The sequence below is a fragment of the Clostridiales bacterium FE2011 genome (genome assembly GCA_017569305.1).
Taxonomy (GTDB): Bacteria; Bacillota; Clostridia; order Christensenellales; family Aristaeellaceae; genus Aristaeella.
Genome location: CP069418.1, coordinates 1,900,529 through 1,923,348 on the forward strand (window position 1 = coordinate 1,900,529; position 22,820 = coordinate 1,923,348).

Genomic DNA, 22,820 nt, shown 5'->3' on the forward strand with positions numbered 1-22,820 from the left:
GTCGGGATCAAACCGCAGGTTTCAAAACTTTAATACGCTAAAGCAATAAACCTGTGCGAAGAGAACGGTGAAAAAGCCACTGGCAGGTAAACGGGCAAAAGAATCTGTGTTTCCCAAATACACAGGAGGAAGTTGCCCATGGAAAAAAGGAAGAAACTGGCTCTATCCACACAGATTTTCATCGCGCTGATCCTGGCGATCGGCGCAGGTATCGCACTGACGGGTAATCCGGATTTTGCGAAGACCTACATCAAACCCTTCGGTACGATTTTCCTGAACCTGATCAAGTGGATTGTCTGTCCGCTGGTTTTCTTCTCCATCATGGCGGGTGTGGTATCCATTCGGGACATCAAAAAGGTCGGCGTAGTCGGCGGAAGCACCATGCTGTACTACCTGTGCACCACAGCCTTCGCGGTGGCGATCGGCCTGCTCTTTGCCAACCTGCTGAAAGGAATTTTCCCGGTGCTGTCCACGGCTGAATTGTCCTATGAGCCGGCGGCGACATCCGTCAATTTTATGGATACGCTGGTAGGCATCTTCCCCTCCAACTTTATCAAACCGTTTGTGGACGCGAACATGCTGCAGATCATTGTGTCCGCGCTGTTTATCGGGTTTGCGCTGATCCTGATCGGACACCGCTTTGACATGGAGTTCAAGGCTGTGGATGTGTGCAACGATATCTGCATGAAGGCCATGGAGATGATCCTGAAGCTTTCCCCGATTGGTGTGTTCTGCCTGCTCTGCCCGGTGGTGGCCGAGAACGGTCCGGCGGTGCTCGGTTCCCTGGCGAAGGTGCTGCTGGTGGCTTATCTGTGCTACATTGTTCATGCGGTCGTGGTTTATTCCGCGTCGGTCAAGGCTTTGGGCGGCGTCGGCCCGGTGAAGTTCTTCAAGGGCATGCTGCCTGCCATCATGATGGCTTTCTCTTCCGCTTCTTCTGTGGGTACCCTCCCGCTGAACATGGAGTGCTGCGAGAAGCTGGGTGCGGATAAGGAAGTATCCTCCTTCGTCCTGCCCCTGGGCGCAACCATCAACATGGACGGTACCGCCATCTACCAGGGTGTGTGCGCGGTGTTCATCGCTTCCTGCTTTGGCATCAGCCTGACTTTCTCCCAGATGCTGACCATCGTGCTGACGGCGACGTTGGCCTCCATCGGCACCGCGGGCGTTCCCGGCGCCGGCATGGTCATGCTGGCCATGGTGCTTCAGTCCGTAGGCCTGCCGGTGGAAGGTATTGCGCTGGTGGCCGGTGTGGACCGAATCTTTGATATGGGCCGTACCGTGGTGAACATCACCGGCGATGCTTCCTGCGCCATCGTGGTCTCCAGGCTGCAGCGCAAAAGAGCGGAGAAGAAGGCCGCTGCCTGATCAATTCCCGTAACTGAAAACAAACGCCCGTGCGGAGCAGTGATGCTCCGGCGGGCGTTTTTCTGTCCGGACAAGGGAAACGCGGGGCGTACGGAGAAATTCAGAAGGACGGGAAAGCGGACCGACTATTCTATATATGAAGGAAGACATACGGATGAAGATCTATGATATCACCCAGGAACTGTTTACCTGCTGCGTATATCCCGGGGATCCGTCTCCGGAACGGCAGGTCAAGCTCCGGATTGCGGACGGTGCCATCTGCAACCTGACGGCTTTTCAGATGTGCGCGCATAACGGGACGCATGTGGATGCCCCGTATCATTTCCTGAATGAGGGCAAAACCATTGACCAGGTGGACCTGGAACGGTTCATCGGCAAGGCATACGTGACGGAACATCAGGGAGACATTACGGCGGCGGACGCGGAAGTGATCCTGCAGAAGGCCCGGAGCCTGGATGCGGAGGCTGCGAAGCGGATCCTGGTGAAGGGTCCGGCCGTTATGACGGAGGAAGCGGCGAAGGTTTTTGCCGGGGCAGGCATCCTGCTCTTCGGCAATGAATCCCAGACCGTCGGGCCGCTGGACGCACCCATGAACGTGCACCTGATTATGCTGGGCGCAGAGATTGTCCTGCTGGAGGGGATCCGCCTGGGAGCAGTGGAGGAGGGAATCTACCTGCTGAATGCCGCTCCGCTGAATCTCGGAGGGTCGGATGGCGCTCCCTGCCGGGCGGTTCTGATGGAACTGTGACGGGGTCGCTATTGTATCCGAACAACAAGTGAATTATTAATGGAAGAAAGCCGGTCGTTTTGGCCAAAAACACGAACATTCACCAAGACAAATCACGCATCGTCCGGAAGCGTTGATTTGCCTTAATTTTTTTCAAAAAAACCTCCAAAAAGTGCTTGACAAAGGCCTTGCCGTTTGATATTCTATCCAAGCTCGCTTGCGGGAGACCGCAAGAAAAGAGCGAAGCGAACCTTGAAAACGATACAGAGATAATAACGCGCAATAAGGAAAAAGACAGCGAAGATTCCAAAGAGTTTAACATCGAAAGATGTTTAAGGATTAAACGGAAGAGTTTGATCCTGGCTCAGGACGAACGCTGGCGGCGTGCCTAACACATGCAAGTCGAGCGGGGACATTGCGACAGATATGAAGTCTTCGGATGAATTTGAAGATGTAATGTTCTAGCGGCGGACGGGTGAGTAACGCGTGAGCAACCTGTCCCTTACAGGGGGATAACACAGCGAAAGTTGTACTAATACCGCATAAGACCACAGAGTGACATCACTTAGGGGTCAAAGGAGCAATCCGGTAAGGGGTGGGCTCGCGTCCGATTAGATAGTTGGTGAGGTAACGGCCCACCAAGTCGACGATCGGTAGCCGACCTGAGAGGGTGATCGGCCACATTGGGACTGAGACACGGCCCAAACTCCTACGGGAGGCAGCAGTGGGGAATATTGGGCAATGGGGGAAACCCTGACCCAGCAACGCCGCGTGAGGGAAGAAGGTTTTCGGATCGTAAACCTCTGTCCTTGGTGAAGAGAAAGAGACGGTAGCCAAGGAGGAAGCCCCGGCTAACTACGTGCCAGCAGCCGCGGTAATACGTAGGGGGCGAGCGTTGTCCGGAATGATTGGGCGTAAAGGGCGCGTAGGCGGCCCGGTAAGTCTGGAGTGAAAGTCCTGCTTTTAAGGTGGGAATTGCTTTGGATACTGTCGGGCTTGAGTGCAGGAGAGGTAAGTGGAATTCCCAGTGTAGCGGTGAAATGCGTAGAGATTGGGAGGAACACCAGTGGCGAAGGCGACTTACTGGACTGTAACTGACGCTGAGGCGCGAAAGTGTGGGGAGCAAACAGGATTAGATACCCTGGTAGTCCACACTGTAAACGATGAATGCTAGGTGTAGGGGGTATCGACCCCTTCTGTGCCGCAGTTAACACAATAAGCATTCCGCCTGGGGAGTACGGCCGCAAGGTTGAAACTCAAAGGAATTGACGGGGGCCCGCACAAGCAGCGGAGCATGTGGTTTAATTCGACGCAACGCGAAGAACCTTACCAGGTCTTGACATCCAGTAAAACTTGTAGAGATACATCGTGAGCTTGCTCATACTGAGACAGGTGGTGCATGGTTGTCGTCAGCTCGTGTCGTGAGATGTTGGGTTAAGTCCCGCAACGAGCGCAACCCTTATTTTCAGTTACTAACAGGTAAAGCTGAGGACTCTGAAGAGACTGCCGGGGACAACTCGGAGGAAGGTGGGGACGACGTCAAATCATCATGCCCCTTATGACCTGGGCTACACACGTGCTACAATGGCCACCACAGAGAGGGGCGAACCCGTAAGGGAGAGCGGATCTCAAAAAAGTGGTCCCAGTTCGGATTGTGGGCTGCAACCCGCCCACATGAAGTCGGAGTTGCTAGTAATCGCGGATCAGCATGCCGCGGTGAATACGTTCCCGGGCCTTGTACACACCGCCCGTCACACCATGGGAGTTGGGAGTGCCCAAAGTCGGTGAGGTAACCGCAAGGAGCCAGCCGCCTAAGGCAAGACCAATGACTGGGGTGAAGTCGTAACAAGGTAGCCGTATCGGAAGGTGCGGCTGGATCACCTCCTTTCTAGGGAGAAAGCAGAAGCCGAAAGGTGGACGCCGAAACCGAGGTCGATCGACCGGATAAAACCGGTCGTCATAAAAAGCTTCAAAGAAGCAAAACGGAACGTCAACGAACGTTCGAAAAAGAATTGAGCTGTTCCTTACAGCGCGCAAAACTCTGTATCGTCTTCAAGGCTCGCAGAGCTCGCCTTGAGCACGCGCACCTTGACAACTGCACAGCAAAGAAACAAGATTCAGGAAAGACCAGTTAAAGGTAAACAATTTTACTAAATTGGTCTCAGGATCAAGAACGACGAGAAATCAAGCTACAAAGAGCACAGGGTGGATGCCCTGGCACCATACGCCGACGAAGGACGTGGCAAGCTGCGATAAGCTACGGGGAGCCGCAAGCAGGCACCGATCCGTAGACATCCGAATGGGGAAACCCGGCAGGTGAAGAACCTGTCACCGTAAGATGAATCCATAGTCTTACAGGAGGGCACGCGGGGAACTGAAACATCTAAGTACCCGCAGGAAGAGAAATTAATTTAAAGATTTCCTAAGTAGCGGCGAGCGAACGGGAAAGAGGCCAAACCGGGGGGCATGCTCCCCGGGGTTGTGGGTCAGTAACGTGTATGGAAGACTTTAGCCGAAGAGAGATGGAAAGCTCAGCCAAAGAGGGTAACAGCCCCGTAAGCGAAAGAGTCAACCAGCTAACTGATACCAGAGTACCGCAGGGCACGTGAAACCCGGCGGGAAGCAGGGTGGACCACCATCCAAGCCTAAATACGATATGGTGACCGATAGCGCATAGTACCGTGAGGGAAAGGTGAAAAGAACCCCGGGAGGGGAGTGAAAGAGAACCTGAAACCCTGTGTTTACAAGCAGAGAAAGTACATGCCATGTACGATCTCGTACTTTTTGTAGAACGGACCGGCGAGTTACGTTATGCAGCGAGGTTAAGGACTGAAGGTCCGGAGCCGAAGCGAAAGCGAGTTTGAATAGGGCGATAGTTGCATGACGTAGACCCGAAACCGGGTGACCTATCCATGGCCAGGTTGAAGTGGGAGTAAAATCCCATGGAGGACCGAACCAGACGTCTGTTGAAAAAGGCGGGGATGAGCTGTGGATAGGGGAGAAATTCCAATCGAACCCGGAGATAGCTGGTTCTCCTCGAAATAGCTTTAGGGCTAGCCTCATGGATAATTGATGGGGTAGAGCACTGAATGGGCGCGGGGACTCAAATCCTACCAAACTCTATCAAACTGCGAATACCATACAATGCAAACCATGGGAGTCAGTCCGCGAGAGATAAGTTCCGCGGGCAAAGGGGAACACCCCAGATCAACCGCTAAGGTCCCAAAGTACACGTTAAGTGGAGAAGGATGTGGAATTGCACAGACAACCAGGATGTTGGCTCAGAAGCAGCCACACATTTAAAGAGTGCGTAATAGCTCACTGGTCGAGTGGTTGTGCGCCGAAAATGTCCGGGGCTAAAACGTGACACCGAAGCGATGGATGCGCGCAAGCGCGTGGTAGAGGAGCGTTCTGTGGGGGCTGAAGCCGTATCGAGAGGCACGGTGGACCGCACAGAAGAGAGAATGCCGGTATGAGTAGCGAGAGCGAAGCGAGAAACTTCGCCGTCGAAAGCCCAAGGTTTCCTGGGAAGGTTCATCCACCCAGGGTAAGTCGGGGCCTAAGCCGAGGACGGAAGTCGTAGGCGATGGACAGCAGGTGTATATTCCTGCACTACCGAAGAATGAAGCAGTGACACAGAAGGATAGTCTGAGCGGGGTGATGGTCAACTCCGTACAAGCACTGAGGTTGGAACGTAGTGAAGTACGCGTTCCTCTAAGCTGAGGTGTGACGTGGACCGAAATCAAGTAGGGAAGCAGATGAGTTCACGCTGGCGAGAAAAGCTGCTAGTATATCTGAAGGTACCCGTACCGGAAACCGACGCAGGTGGGCGAGGAGAGAATCCTGAGACGAACGGGAGAACCCTTGTTAAGGAACTCGGCAAAATGACCCCGTAACTTCGGGATAAGGGGTGCCTCGAGAGAGGCCGCAGAGAATAGGCTCAAGCGACTGTTTAGCAAAAACACAGGTATCTGCGAAAGCGAGAGCTGACGTATAGGTGCTGACACCTGCCCGGTGCTGGAAGGTTAAGGGAACATGTTAGAGCAATCGAAGCATCGAACCGAAGCCCCAGTAAACGGCGGCCGTAACTATAACGGTCCTAAGGTAGCGAAATTCCTTGTCGGGTAAGTTCCGACCCGCACGAATGGTGTAACGATTTGAGCGCTGTCTCAACAGGGGGCCCGGTGAAATTGAAGTATGGGTGAAGATGCCCATTACCCGCGACTGGACGGAAAGACCCCGTAGAGCTTTACTGTAGCCTGATATTGGATTTCGGTAACGGATGCACAGGATAGGTGGGAGGCTTGGAAGTTAGGACTTCGGTCTTAGCGGAGCCGCTGTTGGGATACCACTCTTCTGTTACTGGAATTCTAACATGGACCCGTAAACCGGGTAATGGACAGTGTCAGGTGGACAGTTTGACTGGGGCGGTCGCCTCCGAAAGAGTAACGGAGGCGCCCAAAGGTACCCTCAGAATGGATGGAAATCATTCGAAGAGTGCAAAGGCAGAAGGGTGCCTGACTGCGAGAGTGACAATTCGAGCAGAGACGAAAGTCGGGCTTAGTGATCCGGCGGTATTGAGTGGAAAAGCCGTCGCTTAACGGATAAAAGCTACCTCGGGGATAACAGGCTGATCTCCCCCAAGAGTCCACATCGACGGGGAGGTTTGGCACCTCGATGTCGGCTCGTCGCATCCTGGGGCTGAAGCAGGTCCCAAGGGTTTGGCTGTTCGCCAATTAAAGCGGCACGCGAGCTGGGTTCAGAACGTCGTGAGACAGTTCGGTCCCTATCCATCGTGGGCGTAGGAGTCATGAGAGGAGCTGTTCCTAGTACGAGAGGACCGGAATGGACGCATCACTGGTGCAACTGTTGTCGTGCCAACGGCATAGCAGGGAAGCGAAATGCGGACGGGATAAACGCTGAAGGCATCTAAGCGTGAAGCCCACCTCAAGATAAAGACTCCCATTGCGCAAGCAAGTAAGACCCCTGGAGGACTACCAGGTAGATAGGTCATCGGTGGAAGTGCGGTAACGCATGGAGCTTGATGATACTAATAGGTCGAGGGCTTGATTTCATGATTGGTCCAGAGACCAATTAAGGTAACAGATAAACTAACAGGTCAGATTTTCCTGAATATTGTAGCTGTGCAGTTGTCAGTGTGCGCAAGGACACTGAACCATTTCCGGTGGTAATGACGAAGAGGTCCCACCTGTTCCCATACCGAACACAGAAGTTAAGCTCTTCAGTGCCGATGGTACTTGGCTGGTAACGGCCCGGGAGAGTAGGTCGCCGCCGGATTCCAAAAACTCTGTAGTTTTCACTACAGAGTTTTTTCTTTACCTGGATATATAGGAGTGTGGGCCGTAACGATGATATCGCTCGCTTTGATAATGCCATATGCCGTTCCTTTGCTAACATAAATGTGCACTGAAACGGCATATGGCATTTTGAGTTCAACTCTTCGAGTTTCACTCACGTATCCCTTACAGGGATCCAAGCGAGCTGCGGGGTGATGGTTGGCTTTTTGGGAACGGGTGAGAGGAGAGAAGAAGAGGTCCCCCCGCAACCTCAATCGTCGCACTGCTCCCTTGGAGCGGTCGCATTGCTCGTTTCGGTAAGGATTCGCGCGCGCACCGCGGGCGGAATTCCCGCCTCGCGCACCGCGCACGACAGGACTCCGCCTCATTTCGGCTGCGCCGACAGCCCACTGGGCTGACATTCGGCTCGCTCCCCTGTTCCCATACCGAACACAGAACAGTATTGCCATCAGGCAATACTGCAAAGATACTTTAATGCCGCTGATAATATAATTTCTTCGCTCTCCGCAACCTCAATAGTCGTGACTCCCCACTGGGGAGCTCACTCCTTTTCGGTTGACCTCACCGCCGACGAAATTTCCGCCACTGGCGGTCGTCGGCGGTTCGCCCTCTTCCATACCGAACACAGAGCACTGCTGCCTGTCGGCAGCAGTGCAAAGATACTTTGCAATATTGAACAATGATTGGATTGGCAATTCTGATTGACAGGAGGTGCTAGGTACCTCCTTGATTGTTTTGATGCACTGGAAGCATAGCATGACAAGGATGCTGCAGGCACGGCGAAGCCGCTGAGTCCTTGACTGGGTATGCTGACTGTGCTTAACCTGGTTTTATTTCATAATGAACATAGAGAGATGCTTTCAGAAAAATTTTCTTTGCATTTTTGGAATCAGATGATATAATCGCACTCACCCTACAGATCTGGAGAAGTACAGTATGTATATTACAAGTGAGAAGCTGAAAAGCAGGATTGAAGAAATAGCACGGGAAGTAAATGAACGGTTTGATCGTCATATTTTGCTGGAAGAGTATATCGGGCTTCCTTACTTCGGGCAGGTTATTCTGCGGTTTATGCTGGAGGAGGAAAATTATACGGTGGAGGATCTGGACCGGTATGAACGGGAGTTGTATCAGATCGTCGGCGATGAATTCCTTGTGGATTTCATGGGAAGCGTTTACCGGAAGGTCGGAGTGGACTACTCCGATTTGGGTAAGATCTTCAGGGCCATGGAAGCGGAATACAGGGATGAGGTTGTTGCGCCTTCCATTCACAGCGAGGGGATCCGGGAGGACGCAAGGGAGCTGCTGAAAGCAGCGGGAATGGATCCGGACCAGAAGGTCTGGGAAATCCAGCTGGAAGATGGATGTTATGCCCTGCTGCTTCTGGGGAAGGAAAACCGGGAGATCCTGGAGATGCAGGAGCCGGTTCGGCTGTTTGTGCAGGAGGCCGGAGAAATAGAATGTACAGGGGTGATCAAAGCGGCGATGCGGTGTAAAAGACTCGGAGTCTCCCTGGGCAGGCTGATGATGGAAATGAGTCGATGACAGGAGAAAACCGTATGGAAAGTACCAGGCTGCTGATCCGGCGGATGGAGAAAGTGGATGAAGCATCCTTTGTCAGCGGGATTGCCGACAGGGCACTGCGGATTGCCTACGGGTTTCCGGCGGATATGGATGACGCGGTGTCCGCGAAAATCTTTGAGCGCTTCTTCTGCTTGAACAACAGTTATTCGCTGGTGGAGAAAGATTCTGGTGCGGTGATTGGATTCCTGCTGGAAGTGGAGCCGGAGCTGCCGGAGAATCTGAGGACGGGATTGCCGGAGAGAGGGAGAACCCTGGCTTATGCGATTTTCCCGCCTTACCAGCGGAAGGGATATATGCTGGAAGCCCTGCAGGCGGTGATTCCGGAACTGTTCCGGTGTGCGGGAGTGGAATACATACACTGCGGACACTTTGAGGAGAACATTCCCAGCCGGGAACTGCTCCGCAAACTGGGATTCCGGGAGTATGCCAGCCATCAGAACCGGGACAAACTGATTATTGATGAAATACTGCGGCGAGGGGTATGAGAACACCTGGATGCCGTGGATATAAAAGGAGGGATCAGGACATGAAAACAACCTCACTGTCGATTGCCAACTACTGCGTACCCTGCCATTCTTTTTGCCGGTATTGCCTGCTGGCATCCTGCGGGAAAGCTACAGGGGTGGATTACAAGGCAGGAGAAGCATTGGGCGGCAGGATTATCCGGGAAATGAAAGAAGCACGCCCTGATCTTAATTGCAGTTATTATATCGGCTACTGCATGGACACACCGGATCTGCAGGAATTCCTGCGCTTCAACCGGGAGTATCAGGGACCTGCAGCCAAGTTCCTGCAGATGAACGGGTTTGCCTTCCGGGAGGAGCCGGAACTGGCGGAGCTGATGGAGAGCATCCGTGAAAACGGTGTGGAACTCATCGATCTGACTTTCTACGGCACCGAGGCGTATCATGACCGCTTTGCCGGGAGAAAGGGAGACTTCCGGTTTCTGCTCCGGATGCTGGATCAGGCGGTAAAAGCCGGCCTTCAGGTGAATGTGAGCATTCCCCTGATCCGGGAGAACCTGTCCCAGATACCGGAACTCTATGAAATGTTGTCCGTCTACCCGCTGTACCGGTGCGCCTGCTTCCTGCCGCACAGCAAGGGGCGGGGCAGTACCATATCGGAACAGCGGATCACGAAGCAGGAGTTTGAACAGCTGCCGGAAAAGATCCGGAATTCGTTTTCCCGGATGAAGCACAGGACGGAAACGGAGTGGATTGCCTCCGGGGAAACGGCAGAACCGGTTGATCGGGGTCTGATCCTGGTACTGACGCCGGAGAATTTTGAAAAGTACAACCGGATGAGCGGGGCGGAGATCCTGGCGGAGCTGGAAGCAATGGATGACCGGTATCTGCAGGAAATGCCTTCGGTTCAGGAGCTGGCCCGGATGTATGGAGATCCGCAGAACCAGCAGCTGTTCAGGATCAGGGACCTGGCGCTGATCTGGCAGCAGCGGCATATTGCTGAAACCGGAAACCGGATTTATGATATGCACGATGAAACCCATTCCTTCAGCGTGCATCTCCGGGAGGATGAACTATTGATCAACAGGATGGTAGTGGAAAATGAAAACGGAAGAAATAAAGATTGAACTGTATACCAAAGAACGGATTCCGGACGTGCTGGCGTTTGAAAAACAGCTGCGGGCGGAGGAAGACGTGTGGGGCTGGGAGATCGATGATGCTTATATCAAAAGCGTGACGGACAGTTTCGATGATCCCCGGTTTCAAAACGCCCTTTCCCTGCTGGCTTACATCGGGGAACAGGTGGTGGGCCGGATTGACGTGGTGCGGATTCCCTCCTATTTCGACGGAACCGTCAAAGCTTACCTGGACTGGATCTGCGTGCTGAAGAGCGCCCGGCATAAGGGCGTGGCTCAGGCGCTGATGAACGAAATGCGCAGCAGGCTGAAAGCGGAAGGCATTGATACGCTGATCGCGCTGACAGCCAGCAATGACGAAGCCCAGCGGTTCTACAAATCCGTTCCGGATTCGTCCATGCATGATATCGGCATCTGGATTGATATCAAATAAACAGATAGAAAGAAAAGGAATCGCCTGATGCTTCAGGCGGTTCCCTTGTTTATATCAGGATTAAATGACATTCGGTATTTCATCCACAGTGCGCGGGATATCAGTCGGGAAGTATACGGCCATTTCTTCATCGGTCATTTGGAAGAATTCCCGGATGAAGTTATACAGCCGGGTGGGCCGCTTGCGTATGACATTCCGCAGCCGGGCAACGCGCTGCTCCCAGTATTTCCAGGCCTCTTCCGGATTGGTCGGCACGTCAAACATGACTTGCTTGTCATAGAAGGGTGCCCAGCGATCGATATGCGCTTTCATGCCGGGTTCGATCCAGGCGACGCAGGCGTCCACTTCGCTTTCCATGACGCTGGATGTAAGCGAATAGAACAGGTTCCCCAGCTTGGTAAAGAAGAGGTCTTTGTACTTGTCCACGGAAAGGATCTTCAGGAAGGTGGTGTTGTTAATCGCTTTTTGTCCCATTCCTGCTTCCTTCAGGTAGCTTTGTACGGAATTGAAGCCGGAATCATACAAGCCGTAGTCAAGATCTTCAATCAGGCACTTCCATTTTCCGCCCGGAACCCGGTATACCCTTGCGTGACCGATATCGCTGTTTCCAAAGTACATTTCCACGGCCAGCCAGTCCAGGAAATTATCGATATCCACTTCCTGCTCCAGGTATTCCAGATCCGCCGGGTTTTCCGCGGGATTGCCGGCTTTCAGGGTTTTGAGCAGCTCTTTGTATTCCTTATTCGGTCCCTGGATGCTGCTGCCATTCATGGTCAGGATCGAAACGCTGTCCGCCAGTTCATCCGATACATTTTCATACCGGCAGACGGTATGGCCGTCAATGGCTTCCCGCATGTTGTACATGCCCCAGTATTCGTCGTTCAGGTATACCTGGACCGGCCGCCAGGCCTGGGTCAGCAGCTTCGCGTCCGTGTGCCTGTCAATCAGGCGGTGCTGCAGGCTGTCCTGGATCCGGGTAAACATGCTGTCGTTTCCGGCATTCCGCAGCAGGAGAGAGGGATAGGATGCAGCGGATCTGTCGTCAAACAGCGGGAAATCAAAGGATCCGTCCGCCGCGTCAATCAGGAACCCTTTCTGCGGCATATCCAGGGCGAAGTCCCCGTCCAGGCAAAGTTTGACCTGATCCTTGAACAGGACTGCACCCTCATCGCTGCGGTAGACCAGTTCGCCGTCCACTTTGACGCCCGCGTCCTTCATTTTCCTGTAGACCGTATTTTTGAAGGGCAGGTTTTTCTTATCAACATTTTCGCCCTCTGTCAGGATGCCGGTTTCGCTGTTCCACAGCAGATCGGGTTCCACATACAGGTCAATGCGGTCCAGGGGAAGGGTTTCCGGCTGTGTGGCTTTATCCGTAATGACGGCCGCGGGAAGCCCGGGGGTTTCTTCGCTGCCGACCGGCTGCGTGACGACGTCCGGGGTGATGCTGCCGACAAAGCCGTGGCGCTGGGCAGCCCAGAATCCGGTGATCAGCACCAGCACGGCCGCGACGGCCAGTACCGGCCTGAACCAGGCGCTTGTATGATGACGTGCCGGGGTAAACGCCGGCGGAATCATGGTTTCAGTGTTTCCGTTTATAACAGTAATCAAAGGATCTGCCTCCTTCTTCGTTTGCTCCAGGATTTCTGTTTCCTGGGAAGGAAGCCGGTCCAGCCAGGACAGGTTGTCACGGACCGCTTTATGAATGCGTTCCTGTGCTTTGCGTTCATCCATTGTGATCGTCGCTCCCTTCCAGTTCATTCCTGAGTCTGATGCAGGCCCGCCTGCATCTTCTTGATACGGCAGAAGGTGTGATTCCCAGAATTTCTGCTGTTTCCTGTATGTCATATCCCTGGACGTACCGAAGGGTAACCGCTTCCCGGTGCTTCCGGGGCAGGTTCAGGACGGCCTGGGTCAGCGCGGCGTTTGTTTCATCCGGCTGCTCTGCGGGTATCCGGAGGTCTTCCGGCTGAACATACCGGTTCATGTGCGTAACCCAGGGGCTGCGAAGATGATCCCGGCAGATATTCACCGCGATTCTGGCCAGCCAGGCTTTGGCTTTGGCCTGGTCATGCAGATCGTCCAGATGGGTATATGCTTTGAGGAATGTATCCTGTACGGCGTCTTTGGCAAGCTCCGTCTCGCGCAGGTACAGATAGCAGATTCTCAGGATGTCTTTTTCGTATTGACGGATCAAGACGGTCAGTCTTTCCCTTTTTGCAGAATCCGGGCCCTGGATTCCTGTCACCGACTTCACCTCCCACATATATATGACGGAATAAAACGCCGTAATTTGACTTTTGATTTCAAAAAATCTGAAAAGGACACAAAGCAACCCGGAACGGAAGCCCCGTTCCGGGTGCAGCAGGTGCATTATACAATATCTTTGCGGGAGATGCACAGGCCTGATGATTAATTGTCTTTCCTGGATTTGAAGTCTTCCTCAATCTTCCGTTTCCAGCCGCGGCCCAGCGGCGCGCAGGCGCGGACCGTCCGGACCGCTTCAGAGACCTCGGAATAGTTCAGTGCCTGGCCCTGGGCGTCATTGCAGAAGTTCACGGCCCGGTCCTCATTAATTCCGAAACGGGCGGCCGTCTCCACAGCGTCGATGTTTGCTCCCAGGAAGAGGAATTCCCAGCCGTATTTTTCCTTCTGCCGCTGGACCATGCTTTTGACCTTGTCGCTGGTATAGTGGCGGCTGGCGTTTTCCATGCCGTCTGTGGTAATGACGAAGATGGTGTGCTCCGGCCGGTCTTCCTCCCGGGCGTATTTGTGGACGTTGCCGATATGGTGGATGGCTCCGCCGATGGCGTCGATCAGGGCGGTGCAGCCGCCGACGTAGTACTGCCGATCCGTCATCGGTTCAATCTTCTGCAGGTCCACACGGTCATGGATAACGTGGCTTTCATCGGAAAACAGCACGGTGGAGACCAGGGCTTCGCCTTCTTCCTTCTTCTGCTTTTCGATCATGCCGTTGAAACCGCCGATGGTATCAGCCTCCAGTCCGGACATGGAACCGCTCTTGTCAAGGATGAAGACCATTTCTGTCAGATTCTTTTTCATAATAAAATCCCTCCGGTCCGTATTCTGTCAGGGTCTTTTTCAACCCTGCATCCAGATCATAACGGAAACCGGAGGGGAAAGGGTCGCCCGTCAGGCGACAAATCAGCCCATGCCGGAGCCGAGCAGCGGCATATCCAGGCCGAAGAGTACCTCGTTGATGTCGTAGATATTATAGATCCGGTGCTTGATGCAGTATTCCAGGACAAGATCGAACTCGCTGCTGCGGGTCAGGGCGAACCCGGCCTTCTTCAGCAGGGTCTTTGTCTCCGGCAGGGTAAGCTCCAGCGCGACCGCAAAGGCGAGCACGGTGGGTTTGCTGGGTTTATAGGCGGGATTGGAACGGATTTTGCTGAAAAGTTTCCGGTCCACGTTGGCTTTCTTGTAGCACTGGGCGTCTGTCATGCCGCGTTCGTCGATCAGCCGGAGCAGGGCCTGGGAAAAGCCTTCGTCCGTCTGCTTCAGGATTTCCTTCCAGTCAGGCGCAAGAGAGGGAGCCGGGGCAGGGGCAGATGCCTGGACTTTCGGTTCCGCTGCTTCCGGACAGGAGTTCCCCATAAGGGGCTGGCAGATCTCCATGTCATAGTCCAGCGCGGTCGTTTCATCCGAATGCCAGAGGTTTTCACGGATGTTTTCCCTTCTTCTCCGGATGCGGGTTTCGGCATAGACGTCGTCAATGTATTCCTTCACATCGCGGAACAGCTTTTTGCTGTTCAGGAAGGAGTCGCGTCCGAACACGACAAGATAGACCATCAGGTCATGGTCCATCAGGAAGCCGGTAATGGTTTCCACGGCCACAGCCATGGCCTGGTCTCCGGGATAGCCGTAGGCACCGGCGGATATCATGGGGAAGGCGACGCTCTCACAGCCGTTTTCCACAGCCAGCTCCAGGGAATGACGGTAGCAGGCGGAAAGCAGTTCTTTTTCGCCGCTGTGTCCGCCGTACCAGATGGGGCCGACAGTGTGGATCACATACCGGGCAGGCAGCCGGTAGCCTTTGGTAATCTTTGCCTCGCCGGTTTCACAGCCGCCGAGGGTGCTGCATTCCGCCAGCAGTTCCGGACCCGCGGCGCGGTGAATGGCGCCGTCCACACCGCCGCCGCCCAGCAGGGAACGGTTGGCCGCGTTGACGATGGCGTCCACATTCATTTTGGTGATATCATTTCTGACAATTTCGAAGGGCATGAGGACTCACTCTCCTTCCTGGGATCATTGTAGCAGAGCATTTGCGGAGGTTGCAAGTCCGGGACGGATTTCACTCGACAAGGCAGGGTTTTCATTGTATCGTATAGGAAGAGTATCAGACACTGAAGGAGCACAGCACTTATATGAGAATCATCTTTGTCCGTCACGGTGAACCGGATTACGCGCATGACTGCCTCACGGAGATGGGCAGGCTGCAGGCGGTGGACGCCGCGGAACGTCTCCGGAATGAAGGCATTGAAGAAATATTTTCCTCTCCGCAGGGCCGGGCGGCTGAAACTGCGGCGGCAACGGCGGATTTGCTGAAACGGCCGGTACAGACCCTGGATTATATGCGGGAATTGCACTGGGGCAGCATTGACGGAACTCCGCTCCCGTCGGACGGCCATCCCTGGGACCTGGCGGACCTGATGGCGGAGGAAGGCTGGGACCTGACAAATCCCGGCTGGCGGGAACACCCGTATTTCAGGAATAACCAGGTGACCGCGAATGCGGACCTGGTGGCGGAAAAAACGGATGAATGGCTGCGCACGCTCGGCTATGAGCGGGAAGGCGCGTTCTACCGGTGTGTGAGGCCGGACAACCGGCAGAAAACCGTGGCGCTGTTCAGTCACGGCGGCTCTTCCGCCGCGGCAATCGGGCATATCCTGAACCTGCCGTTTCCCTATGCCTGCGGCTTGTTCCATCTGGAGTTCACCGGCATTACCATCATCCGGCTGGACAGGAATCCGGGCTCCCGGCGGCTGCCCTGCCTTGAGCTGGCCAATGACGGACGCCATATTCACGGCCCTCATTACCACCGGCTGAACAATATGTAAGGACCGGAGGGACAGAGTATGATCGCAAGGGACAGACTGAGGAAAGCAATCCTGCTGCTGGCGGTGCTTCTGCTGCCGGCATGGACCGTTTCTGCGTCCGCGTCCGGCGAATGGCTGGCTTTCTCCGGGGAGAATGATCCGGCGGAACTGCTCTGTCCTGTCCAGGAATATACCGGCACAGTCCGGATCACCTTCCTGGGAGACTGCACCCTGGGCGGGGAGGAGAAAACCCGGAACGCGGCCCGGGGTTTTAACCGGGTGATTGAACAGAACGGGATGGAATATCCCTTCCGGAACCTGATGACCCTCACTGCCGGGGATGACCTGACGGTGGCCAATCTGGAGGGGGTGCTTTCAGACCGGGATCTGTCCAAAGTCAAAAAGACGTATAATTTCAAGGGCTCTACGGCCTATACGGAAATCCTGAAGGCGGGCTCCGTGGAGTGCGTCACCCTGGCCAACAATCATTCCCATGACTATGATACTGCCGGATACCTGGATACGAAGGCGGCGCTGGATGCTGCCGGTATCGCTTATTTCGGCACGGACTGCACGGCGGTCTGGAAGAATGAGGACGGCCTGATGATTGGCTTCCTGGGCGTATCCGGATCGCTTTCCGGCAACCGGGCGAAGGATTATGCAAAGCGGGCGGACTTTCTCCATGCTGCCGGCTGCGCGGCAGTGATTACGGTGATGCATGCCGGGACGGAATACGCGTCCGAACCGGACGGCTATCAGCAGCAGATTGTAAACCGGGCCCTGGACTGCGGCACGGACCTGATCATCGGCCATCATCCCCATGTGGTGCAGGGCTGGGAGGAACGGAACGGTGTGCCGGTGGTCTACAGCCTGGGCAACTGTGTTTTCGGCGGCAACACCAACCCGAAGGATCACGACGCGCTGGCAGTGCAGGCGGAGCTTTCCTTCCGGGAGGGGGAGCTGGAAGAAATCACCCTGCGTTTCTATCCGCTCTCTGTTTCCGGTGAACCCGGGCGCAACGATTATTCACCGGTGCTGCTGGAGGGTGCGGACGCGGAGCGGGTGCTGAAAAAGATGGAGGAATCCACCGGGGTGTCTCCGGGCAGCTTTGATCCGGACGCGGGCGCGGTGGTCAGCGTTTCCGTAAAGCATTGAAATAACCTGCCTGCCGGGAAACCGGCAGGTTTTCTGTCCTGTCCGGCATTGCTGAGGACCGGGAAGGATGGTATAATCCAGACAGAAACGGATGCATTCTGAAACATTGACATACAGCAGGAGGGATGAAGATGAAGAAGATCATGTGTATGCTGACCGCTTTGCTGATGGCGCTGGCGCTGCTGTGCGGCCCGGCGGCTGTGCCCGCGGCCCGGGCGGAGGAGGAATACACCCTGCCCCGGGAGGAGGGGACGCGCCAGCTGACCTTCTACTGGCAGGATGAGGAAGCGGATTACAGTACCTGCGACATGTGGATCTGGTATCCCAACGCGGACGGCCACGGGTACCTGTTCCATCCCTGCGCCTACGGGGTGAAGGTCGTGCTGAACGTACCGGAAGATGTCAGCGAGGTGGGCTTTATCGTCCGCCGCAGGTGTTCGGATCCCGGCGGAGCAAGCTGGGGCGAGGCGACCAAGGACTATGACGGCGACCGCTACGCTGAAATCACCGGGGACACAACAGAGGTCTACCTGCTGCCCGGAGATGAGAACCAGTACAAGAGCAACGACGGCGGCGTGACGCTGTACCAGGAGAAGAAAATGACGATGGCAGGCATTGTGGAGCTGAACCAGATTCAGTATTACCTGAATCCGGCGGTACGGCTCGAGTCCATGGACCAGGTGACGGTGACTGAACAGGAAACCGGCAGGAAACTGGAAGTGACCGGTCTTTCCAGCCTGAACAACAGCGTGATCGCCGGCAAGATCACCGTCGGGGAAGAGCTGGACCTGACCCGCTCCTATACAGTGCAGATTGAAGGGTATGACGCGATCACCGCGGTGCCTACCAATGTCTTTGATTCAGCCGCTTTCGCGGAAAAGTTCAACTATGACGGGGATGACCTGGGCGCCATACCCGGGGAAAACGGCACCGTCTTCAAGGTCTGGGCACCGACGGCTTCCCGGGTGGTGCTGAACCTGTTTGAGGCCGGCGACGGCGGGGAAGCGTATGACCACGTGGAGATGACCCGGGGAGAGAAGGGCGTCTGGAGCGCGGAGACGACCTGCGGCAAGGGAACCTACTACACCTATTCGGTCACAACGGTTGTCGGGGAGCAGGAAGCGGTGGATCCCTACGCGAAGGCAGTCGGCGTGAACGGAGACCGGGGCATGGTGATTGACCTGGATGCCACGGATCCGGAAGGATTCGGAGAGGATGCCTTCATTGACAGCATCAACGCCTACAACGAAGCGGTGATCTGGGAAGTGCACGTCCGTGATTTCTCCAACAAGCTGGCTTCGTCGGCTTATCCGGGCAAGTACCTGGCCTTTACCGAACACGGCCTGAAAAATGCTTCCGGAGAACCGGCGGGCGTTGACTACCTGACGGATCTGGGGATTACCCACGTGCACCTGCAGCCGGTATATGACTACGCCACCGTGGACGAATCCTCCAATGAACCGGAGTTCAACTGGGGCTATGACCCGAAGAACTATAACGTGCCGGAAGGAAGCTACTCCACGGATCCGTTCCATGGGGAAGTCCGCATTAAGGAATTCAAGCAGATGGTACAGGCGCTGCACCAGAGCGGGCTGGGCGTGGTCATGGACGTGGTGTATAACCACACCTATGACGGCAACTCCTGCCTGAACCGGATTGTGCCGTATTACTATTATCGCTTCGATAACCGGGGCGGCTGGTCCAACGGCTCCGGCTGCGGAAACGAGACCGCCTCGGAACGCCCCATGTTCCGGAAGTACATGGTGGACTCCGTCCGCTACTGGGCGGAGGAATACCATGTGGACGGTTTCCGCTTTGACCTGATGGCGCTGCATGATGTCCAGACCATGCAGGAAATCGAGGCTGCGGTGCATGCTGTGAATCCCCGGGCAATCCTTTACGGGGAAGGCTGGACCGGCGGCACGACGCCCCTGATGGAAAACCGGCGGGCGAGCCAGGCGAATATCAAGAAGGTTACGGCTTCCGAGGGCGCCATCGGCGCGGTCGCAGTATTCAACGACGCGATCCGGGACGGCCTGAAGGGCAGCGTGTTCAACGCGAAGGACCGGGGCTATATCAGCGGAATCATCAGCAAGAATACCGCCGGACAGGTGGTCTTCGGACTGACCGGCGGTGTGAAGAACACAATGGTATCCTGGTCTGTGCCGGGCAACGGCGTCATCAACTACATGGCCTGCCATGACAACCATACCCTGTATGACCGGCTGCTGGCTTCCTGCTCCGTTGATTCGGAGGAGGACCGGCTGAAGATGAACCGCTTCGGTACCTCCATCATTATGATCGGCAAGGGTATTCCCTTCTTCCTGGCCGGTGAGGAGATGCTGCGTTCTAAGGGCGGAGACTCCAACAGCTATAAGTCTTCGGATGAAGTGAACAATATCCGCTGGGATGACCTGACGGCAGGCAGCGCCAATATGGCTATGCGGGATTTCTACCGCGGCCTGATTGCGATGCGGAAGGCGAATCCGTTCCTGACCGGCGGGGAGATTGCCTGTGAGGTGCTGGAGGATAACGCGATCGAAGTCCGCTGGACAGAGGATGAAAAGCTGATAGCCTATGCCCTGGTCAATCCCAAAGCTGACCGGGAGGTGACCCTGCCGGAGGGCGAATGGCAGGCGCTGCTGTATAACGAAACCATCGATCCGGAAGGCACGCAGACCCTCAGCGGAACGGTGACGGCGGCGGAGCGTACGGTGCTGCTGGTCCGGGCTAAATAAAGAAGGATAAGGAAAGCATGAGAAGTATACTGATTAAGGACACAACCCGGGAGGAACGGGCGGCTATTGTGGCGGAAGCCATCGGGAATACCGAGGGCGCCTGTGACGGCTGCGCACCCGGATTCATCCGGATGTATGAGGACTATATTGAAGGCCGTCTGGAACTCCGGGAGGTGAACGCGGCCTTCCGTGCCGGCTATGTTTCCGGCGGGGAAGGTCCGGAAAAAACCGGATGTGAAATGATGTAAGGAAAACCAAAAGCTGCCGGGCAACCGGCAGCTTTTTGACACCCGTCCCGGCTTGCTTATTCCTCTTTAACCCCCTATAATGGGTGCAGGAAAAGAGGTGTGTGAACCGTGCGGCGGGAGAGGAATCAGTACATTTTTGCTTCGGAGCTCAACAGGAGAAACCGGAGCCATCATTTCCGCAACGCGGTTCTGATCCTGCTGCCGATGCTGATCATTTTGCTGTGGGCGTTTAACGCTACGATTGCCCGCAGCGTGCTGCTTCGCGAGGAAAAGCTGACCATCCTGGACCTGCCGCCGGATCTGGAGAATTTCTCCATCCTGCATATCAGCGATCTTCACGGTGCACGGTTCGGCGAAGAACAGAAGGGCATCAAAAACGCACTGGGGGATACCCGGTATTCCTGTGTGGTGATGACCGGCGATATGCTGGGCGAGGACGGGGACGTTGAGCCCCTGCTGGAACTGATCCGCCTCATGCCCCACGATACGCCGAAGTACCTGATCCCCGGCGACACGGACGGATCGTTTATTGAGACAAGGGCGCACAGCAGCCTTTCCGTATATACCGACTGGGCGGAAAAAGTCCAGGCGGCCGGGGTGACTATCCTGGACAAGCCTGCGCTGATTACCCGGGAAAAGGGCCGGCTCTGGCTTGTGCCGGAAGAACTGTACGCATTGGACCTGCGGGGAATGCAGAGCACCCTTGAACAGCAGGCGGACGAACTGGGCCGCCGGGCTGCTTCACTGACGGCGGATGACGCGGCGCGGATGCGCTCGCTGGAATATGAGAAACAGCGGATTGAATCCGTGAAGGAAATCAAGAAAGAATTCACGACTGAAGATATCCAGGTGGTGCTGACCCATACCCCGCTGAGTGAAGATTATGTTGCGGATATGATCGCCTGGTCGGAAAAGGACGATGCGTTTTCCATGCGTTACTCGTCCCTGATCCTGGCCGGGCATTACAACGGCGGGCAGTGGCGTATTCCCTTTGTCGGCGCGATCTATGTGCCGGAACTGGGCTGGCTCCCGAAGGATGACCTGATCCAGGGACTCAGCTACCTTTCCGGCATTCCCCAGTACATCAGCCCGGGCATGGGTTCGGATCCCCATTATGAGCACCAGCCGGGCAGAATTTTCAACAATCCTGTAATCACAAAGATTACACTGACCAGGAAAGCAGAGAGATAATATCATGTTTCGTATTCACCGGGAGGGACGGGGACGTCGTGAAATCAACATGACGGAAGGCCCGCTTCTTCCCCGGATCCTTGCCTTTTCGGGACCGCTGATCCTGACGGGTATCCTGCAGCTTCTGTATAACGCGGCGGATGTGATTGTGGTGGGCAACTATGCCGGCCATGAAGCGCTGGCCGCGGTTTCCTCCACCGGCTCGCTGATCAACCTGCTTGTGAATGTTTTTATGGGCTTGGGCGTCGGCGCGAGCGTGGCGGTTGCCCGGAATTACGGTGCCCGGGATGTAAAGGCGCTGCGGAAGGCAGAGCATACGGCCATGACGCTGGCGCTGTTCATGGGTATCGCGGTGGGCGCCTTTGGCTTCCTGGCAGCCCGGCCGCTGCTGCAGATGATGGATTCCCCGCCGGACGTGATTGACGGGGCTACGCTCTATGTGAAGATCTACTTCCTGGGCATGCCCGCCAATATGCTGTACAACTTCGGCGCGGCGACAATGCGGGCAGTCGGGGATACAAAGCGCCCCATGGTTTACCTGATGATTTCCGGCCTGGTGAATGTGCTGCTGAACCTGCTGCTGGTGATCGTGTTCCATATGGATGTGGCTGGTGTGGCGATTGCCACCGTGGCCAGCCAGATAGTCAGTATGGTGCTGGTACTGCTGTGCCTGTTCCGTACCCGGGGCGTAACCCAGCTGAATCTGCGGGAATGCCGGATTGACGGAAAGAGCCTGAAGGAGATCCTGCGCATCGGCCTGCCGGCAGGCTTGCAGGGCAGCCTTTTCTCCATTTCCAATGTGCTGATCCAGTCCTCGGTCAATTCCTTCGGCTCCCTGGTGGTTGCCGGAAACGGTGTGGCCTCCAATATCGAGGGCTTTGTCTATACGGCGATGAATGCCCAGCATCAGGCGGACATGACCTTTGCCAGCCAGAATTACGGGGCAGGTAAGGCGGACCGGGTACGGAAGACGCTCTGGTGCTGCCTGGGCATCGTCACGGTGATCGGGCTTTCCATGGGCCTGCTGATCCTGCTGTTCGGCGCGCCGCTGATGAGCCTGTACAATTCCGAGGCACAGGTGATTTCGGACGGCCTGGTGCGTATGGGCATCATTATGCCGACTTATTTCCTCTGCGGACTGATGGACGTGATGGTCGGCCAGCTGCGGGGTATCGGTTATTCCATTATGCCGATGATCGTATCCCTGACCGGGGCCTGCCTGCTGCGGATTGTCTGGATTATGACAATCTTCGCGCAGAACCATACCCTGACGACCCTTTATATGTCCTATCCGGTTTCGTGGTTCGTGACCTTCGCGATCCACTTCCTCTGCTATATGCTCGTGGCCCGGAAGCGGCTGGATAAGCTGACCGCGCCGACGCCGGGCTGACACGTCTGAAG

Annotated in this window: 16 protein-coding genes and 3 rRNA genes; 15 read left to right on the forward strand and 4 right to left on the reverse strand. The window is 55.5% G+C overall.

Annotated features, from left to right (window positions below):
- Positions 1-138: 138 nt before the first annotated feature.
- From JRC49_08590 to JRC49_08630, 9 genes are all read left to right on the forward strand, one after another.
- Entirely contained in the window at positions 139-1,368 is a 1,230-nt protein-coding gene (locus JRC49_08590) for a dicarboxylate/amino acid:cation symporter (GenBank protein ID QTE69868.1), read from the forward strand.
- Between the two features lie 154 nt (positions 1,369-1,522).
- Positions 1,523-2,116 carry a cyclase family protein gene (locus JRC49_08595; protein ID QTE69869.1) on the forward strand — a complete coding sequence of 198 codons (594 nt, stop codon included), beginning with the start codon at positions 1,523-1,525 and terminating at the stop codon, positions 2,114-2,116.
- 320 nt (positions 2,117-2,436) lie between these two features.
- Positions 2,437-3,983 (forward strand): 16S ribosomal RNA (locus JRC49_08600).
- 294 nt (positions 3,984-4,277) lie between these two features.
- Positions 4,278-7,169, forward strand: a 23S ribosomal RNA gene (locus tag JRC49_08605).
- Between the two features lie 107 nt (positions 7,170-7,276).
- Positions 7,277-7,393 (forward strand): 5S ribosomal RNA (rrf, locus tag JRC49_08610).
- The 16S, 23S and 5S rRNA genes sit together here, the layout of an rRNA operon.
- 956 nt (positions 7,394-8,349) lie before the next feature.
- Positions 8,350-8,958 (forward strand): hypothetical protein, encoded by a 609-nt coding sequence (locus JRC49_08615; GenBank protein ID QTE69870.1) that lies wholly within the window; start codon positions 8,350-8,352, stop codon positions 8,956-8,958.
- A gap of 14 nt (positions 8,959-8,972) precedes the next feature.
- Complete coding sequence (locus JRC49_08620) at positions 8,973-9,482, forward strand: GNAT family N-acetyltransferase (protein QTE69871.1); 510 nt, start codon at positions 8,973-8,975, stop codon at positions 9,480-9,482.
- 41 nt (positions 9,483-9,523) lie between these two features.
- Positions 9,524-10,588 (forward strand): hypothetical protein, encoded by a 1,065-nt coding sequence (locus JRC49_08625; GenBank protein ID QTE69872.1) that lies wholly within the window; start codon positions 9,524-9,526, stop codon positions 10,586-10,588.
- Entirely contained in the window at positions 10,563-11,030 is a 468-nt protein-coding gene (locus JRC49_08630; protein ID QTE69873.1) for a GNAT family N-acetyltransferase, read from the forward strand. Before JRC49_08625 ends, JRC49_08630 begins: the two co-directional genes overlap by 26 nt.
- A gap of 60 nt (positions 11,031-11,090) precedes the next feature.
- Here the strand turns inward: JRC49_08630 and JRC49_08635 are convergent, their stop codons facing one another.
- The 4 genes from JRC49_08635 to JRC49_08650 form a co-directional block, all read right to left on the reverse strand.
- Complete coding sequence (locus JRC49_08635; GenBank protein ID QTE69874.1) at positions 11,091-12,788, reverse strand: CotH kinase family protein; 1,698 nt, start codon at positions 12,786-12,788, stop codon at positions 11,091-11,093.
- Complete coding sequence (locus tag JRC49_08640; protein QTE69875.1) at positions 12,754-13,275, reverse strand: sigma-70 family RNA polymerase sigma factor; 522 nt, start codon at positions 13,273-13,275, stop codon at positions 12,754-12,756. The genes JRC49_08635 and JRC49_08640 overlap by 35 nt, the downstream gene beginning before the upstream one ends.
- 164 nt (positions 13,276-13,439) lie before the next feature.
- The gene (locus JRC49_08645) at positions 13,440-14,090 is read right to left on the reverse strand and encodes a VWA domain-containing protein (GenBank protein QTE69876.1); all 651 of its coding nucleotides are present in this window, start codon (positions 14,088-14,090) and stop codon (positions 13,440-13,442) included.
- A gap of 102 nt (positions 14,091-14,192) precedes the next feature.
- Positions 14,193-15,272: an O-acetyl-ADP-ribose deacetylase gene (locus JRC49_08650; GenBank protein QTE69877.1), complete on the reverse strand. Its 1,080-nt coding sequence runs from the start codon at positions 15,270-15,272 to the stop codon at positions 14,193-14,195.
- Positions 15,273-15,415: 143 nt separating this feature from the next.
- On the opposite strand from JRC49_08650, the gene JRC49_08655 reads away from it, so the two are divergent.
- The 6 genes from JRC49_08655 (at position 15,416) to JRC49_08680 (ending at position 22,809) form a co-directional block, all read left to right on the forward strand.
- Positions 15,416-16,108 carry a histidine phosphatase family protein gene (locus tag JRC49_08655; GenBank protein QTE69878.1) on the forward strand — a complete coding sequence of 231 codons (693 nt, stop codon included), beginning with the start codon at positions 15,416-15,418 and terminating at the stop codon, positions 16,106-16,108.
- A gap of 18 nt (positions 16,109-16,126) precedes the next feature.
- Positions 16,127-17,242 (forward strand): CapA family protein, encoded by a 1,116-nt coding sequence (locus JRC49_08660; protein ID QTE69879.1) that lies wholly within the window; start codon positions 16,127-16,129, stop codon positions 17,240-17,242.
- A gap of 131 nt (positions 17,243-17,373) precedes the next feature.
- Positions 17,374-19,980, forward strand: a complete 2,607-nt coding sequence (gene pulA, locus JRC49_08665) for a type I pullulanase (GenBank protein QTE69880.1) — start codon at positions 17,374-17,376, stop codon at positions 19,978-19,980.
- 17 nt (positions 19,981-19,997) lie between these two features.
- Complete coding sequence (locus tag JRC49_08670) at positions 19,998-20,228, forward strand: purine biosynthesis protein PurH (protein QTE69881.1); 231 nt, start codon at positions 19,998-20,000, stop codon at positions 20,226-20,228.
- A gap of 108 nt (positions 20,229-20,336) precedes the next feature.
- Positions 20,337-21,419, forward strand: coding sequence for a metallophosphoesterase (locus JRC49_08675; GenBank protein ID QTE69882.1), 1,083 nt, complete (start codon positions 20,337-20,339; stop codon positions 21,417-21,419).
- Positions 21,420-21,423: 4 nt separating this feature from the next.
- Positions 21,424-22,809 (forward strand): MATE family efflux transporter, encoded by a 1,386-nt coding sequence (locus tag JRC49_08680; protein QTE69883.1) that lies wholly within the window; start codon positions 21,424-21,426, stop codon positions 22,807-22,809.
- Positions 22,810-22,820 lie beyond the last annotated feature (11 nt).

Excerpts from the sequence above, each read along its gene's own strand:
- JRC49_08590 (QTE69868.1), top strand. The coding sequence starts at position 139 with ATGGAAAAAAGGAAGAAACTGGCTCTATCCACACAGATTTTCATCGCG.
- JRC49_08595 (QTE69869.1), top strand. The coding sequence starts at position 1,523 with ATGAAGATCTATGATATCACCCAGGAACTGTTTACCTGCTGCGTATAT.
- JRC49_08615 (QTE69870.1), top strand. The coding sequence starts at position 8,350 with ATGTATATTACAAGTGAGAAGCTGAAAAGCAGGATTGAAGAAATAGCA.
- JRC49_08620 (QTE69871.1), top strand. The coding sequence starts at position 8,973 with ATGGAAAGTACCAGGCTGCTGATCCGGCGGATGGAGAAAGTGGATGAA.
- JRC49_08625 (QTE69872.1), top strand. The coding sequence starts at position 9,524 with ATGAAAACAACCTCACTGTCGATTGCCAACTACTGCGTACCCTGCCAT.
- JRC49_08630 (QTE69873.1), top strand. The coding sequence starts at position 10,563 with ATGAAAACGGAAGAAATAAAGATTGAACTGTATACCAAAGAACGGATT.
- JRC49_08635 (QTE69874.1), bottom strand. The coding sequence starts at position 12,788 with ATGAACTGGAAGGGAGCGACGATCACAATGGATGAACGCAAAGCACAG.
- JRC49_08645 (QTE69876.1), bottom strand. The coding sequence starts at position 14,090 with ATGAAAAAGAATCTGACAGAAATGGTCTTCATCCTTGACAAGAGCGGT.
- JRC49_08650 (QTE69877.1), bottom strand. The coding sequence starts at position 15,272 with ATGCCCTTCGAAATTGTCAGAAATGATATCACCAAAATGAATGTGGAC.
- JRC49_08655 (QTE69878.1), top strand. The coding sequence starts at position 15,416 with ATGAGAATCATCTTTGTCCGTCACGGTGAACCGGATTACGCGCATGAC.
- JRC49_08660 (QTE69879.1), top strand. The coding sequence starts at position 16,127 with ATGATCGCAAGGGACAGACTGAGGAAAGCAATCCTGCTGCTGGCGGTG.
- pulA (QTE69880.1), top strand. The coding sequence starts at position 17,374 with ATGAAGAAGATCATGTGTATGCTGACCGCTTTGCTGATGGCGCTGGCG.
- JRC49_08670 (QTE69881.1), top strand. The coding sequence starts at position 19,998 with ATGAGAAGTATACTGATTAAGGACACAACCCGGGAGGAACGGGCGGCT.
- JRC49_08680 (QTE69883.1), top strand. The coding sequence starts at position 21,424 with ATGTTTCGTATTCACCGGGAGGGACGGGGACGTCGTGAAATCAACATG.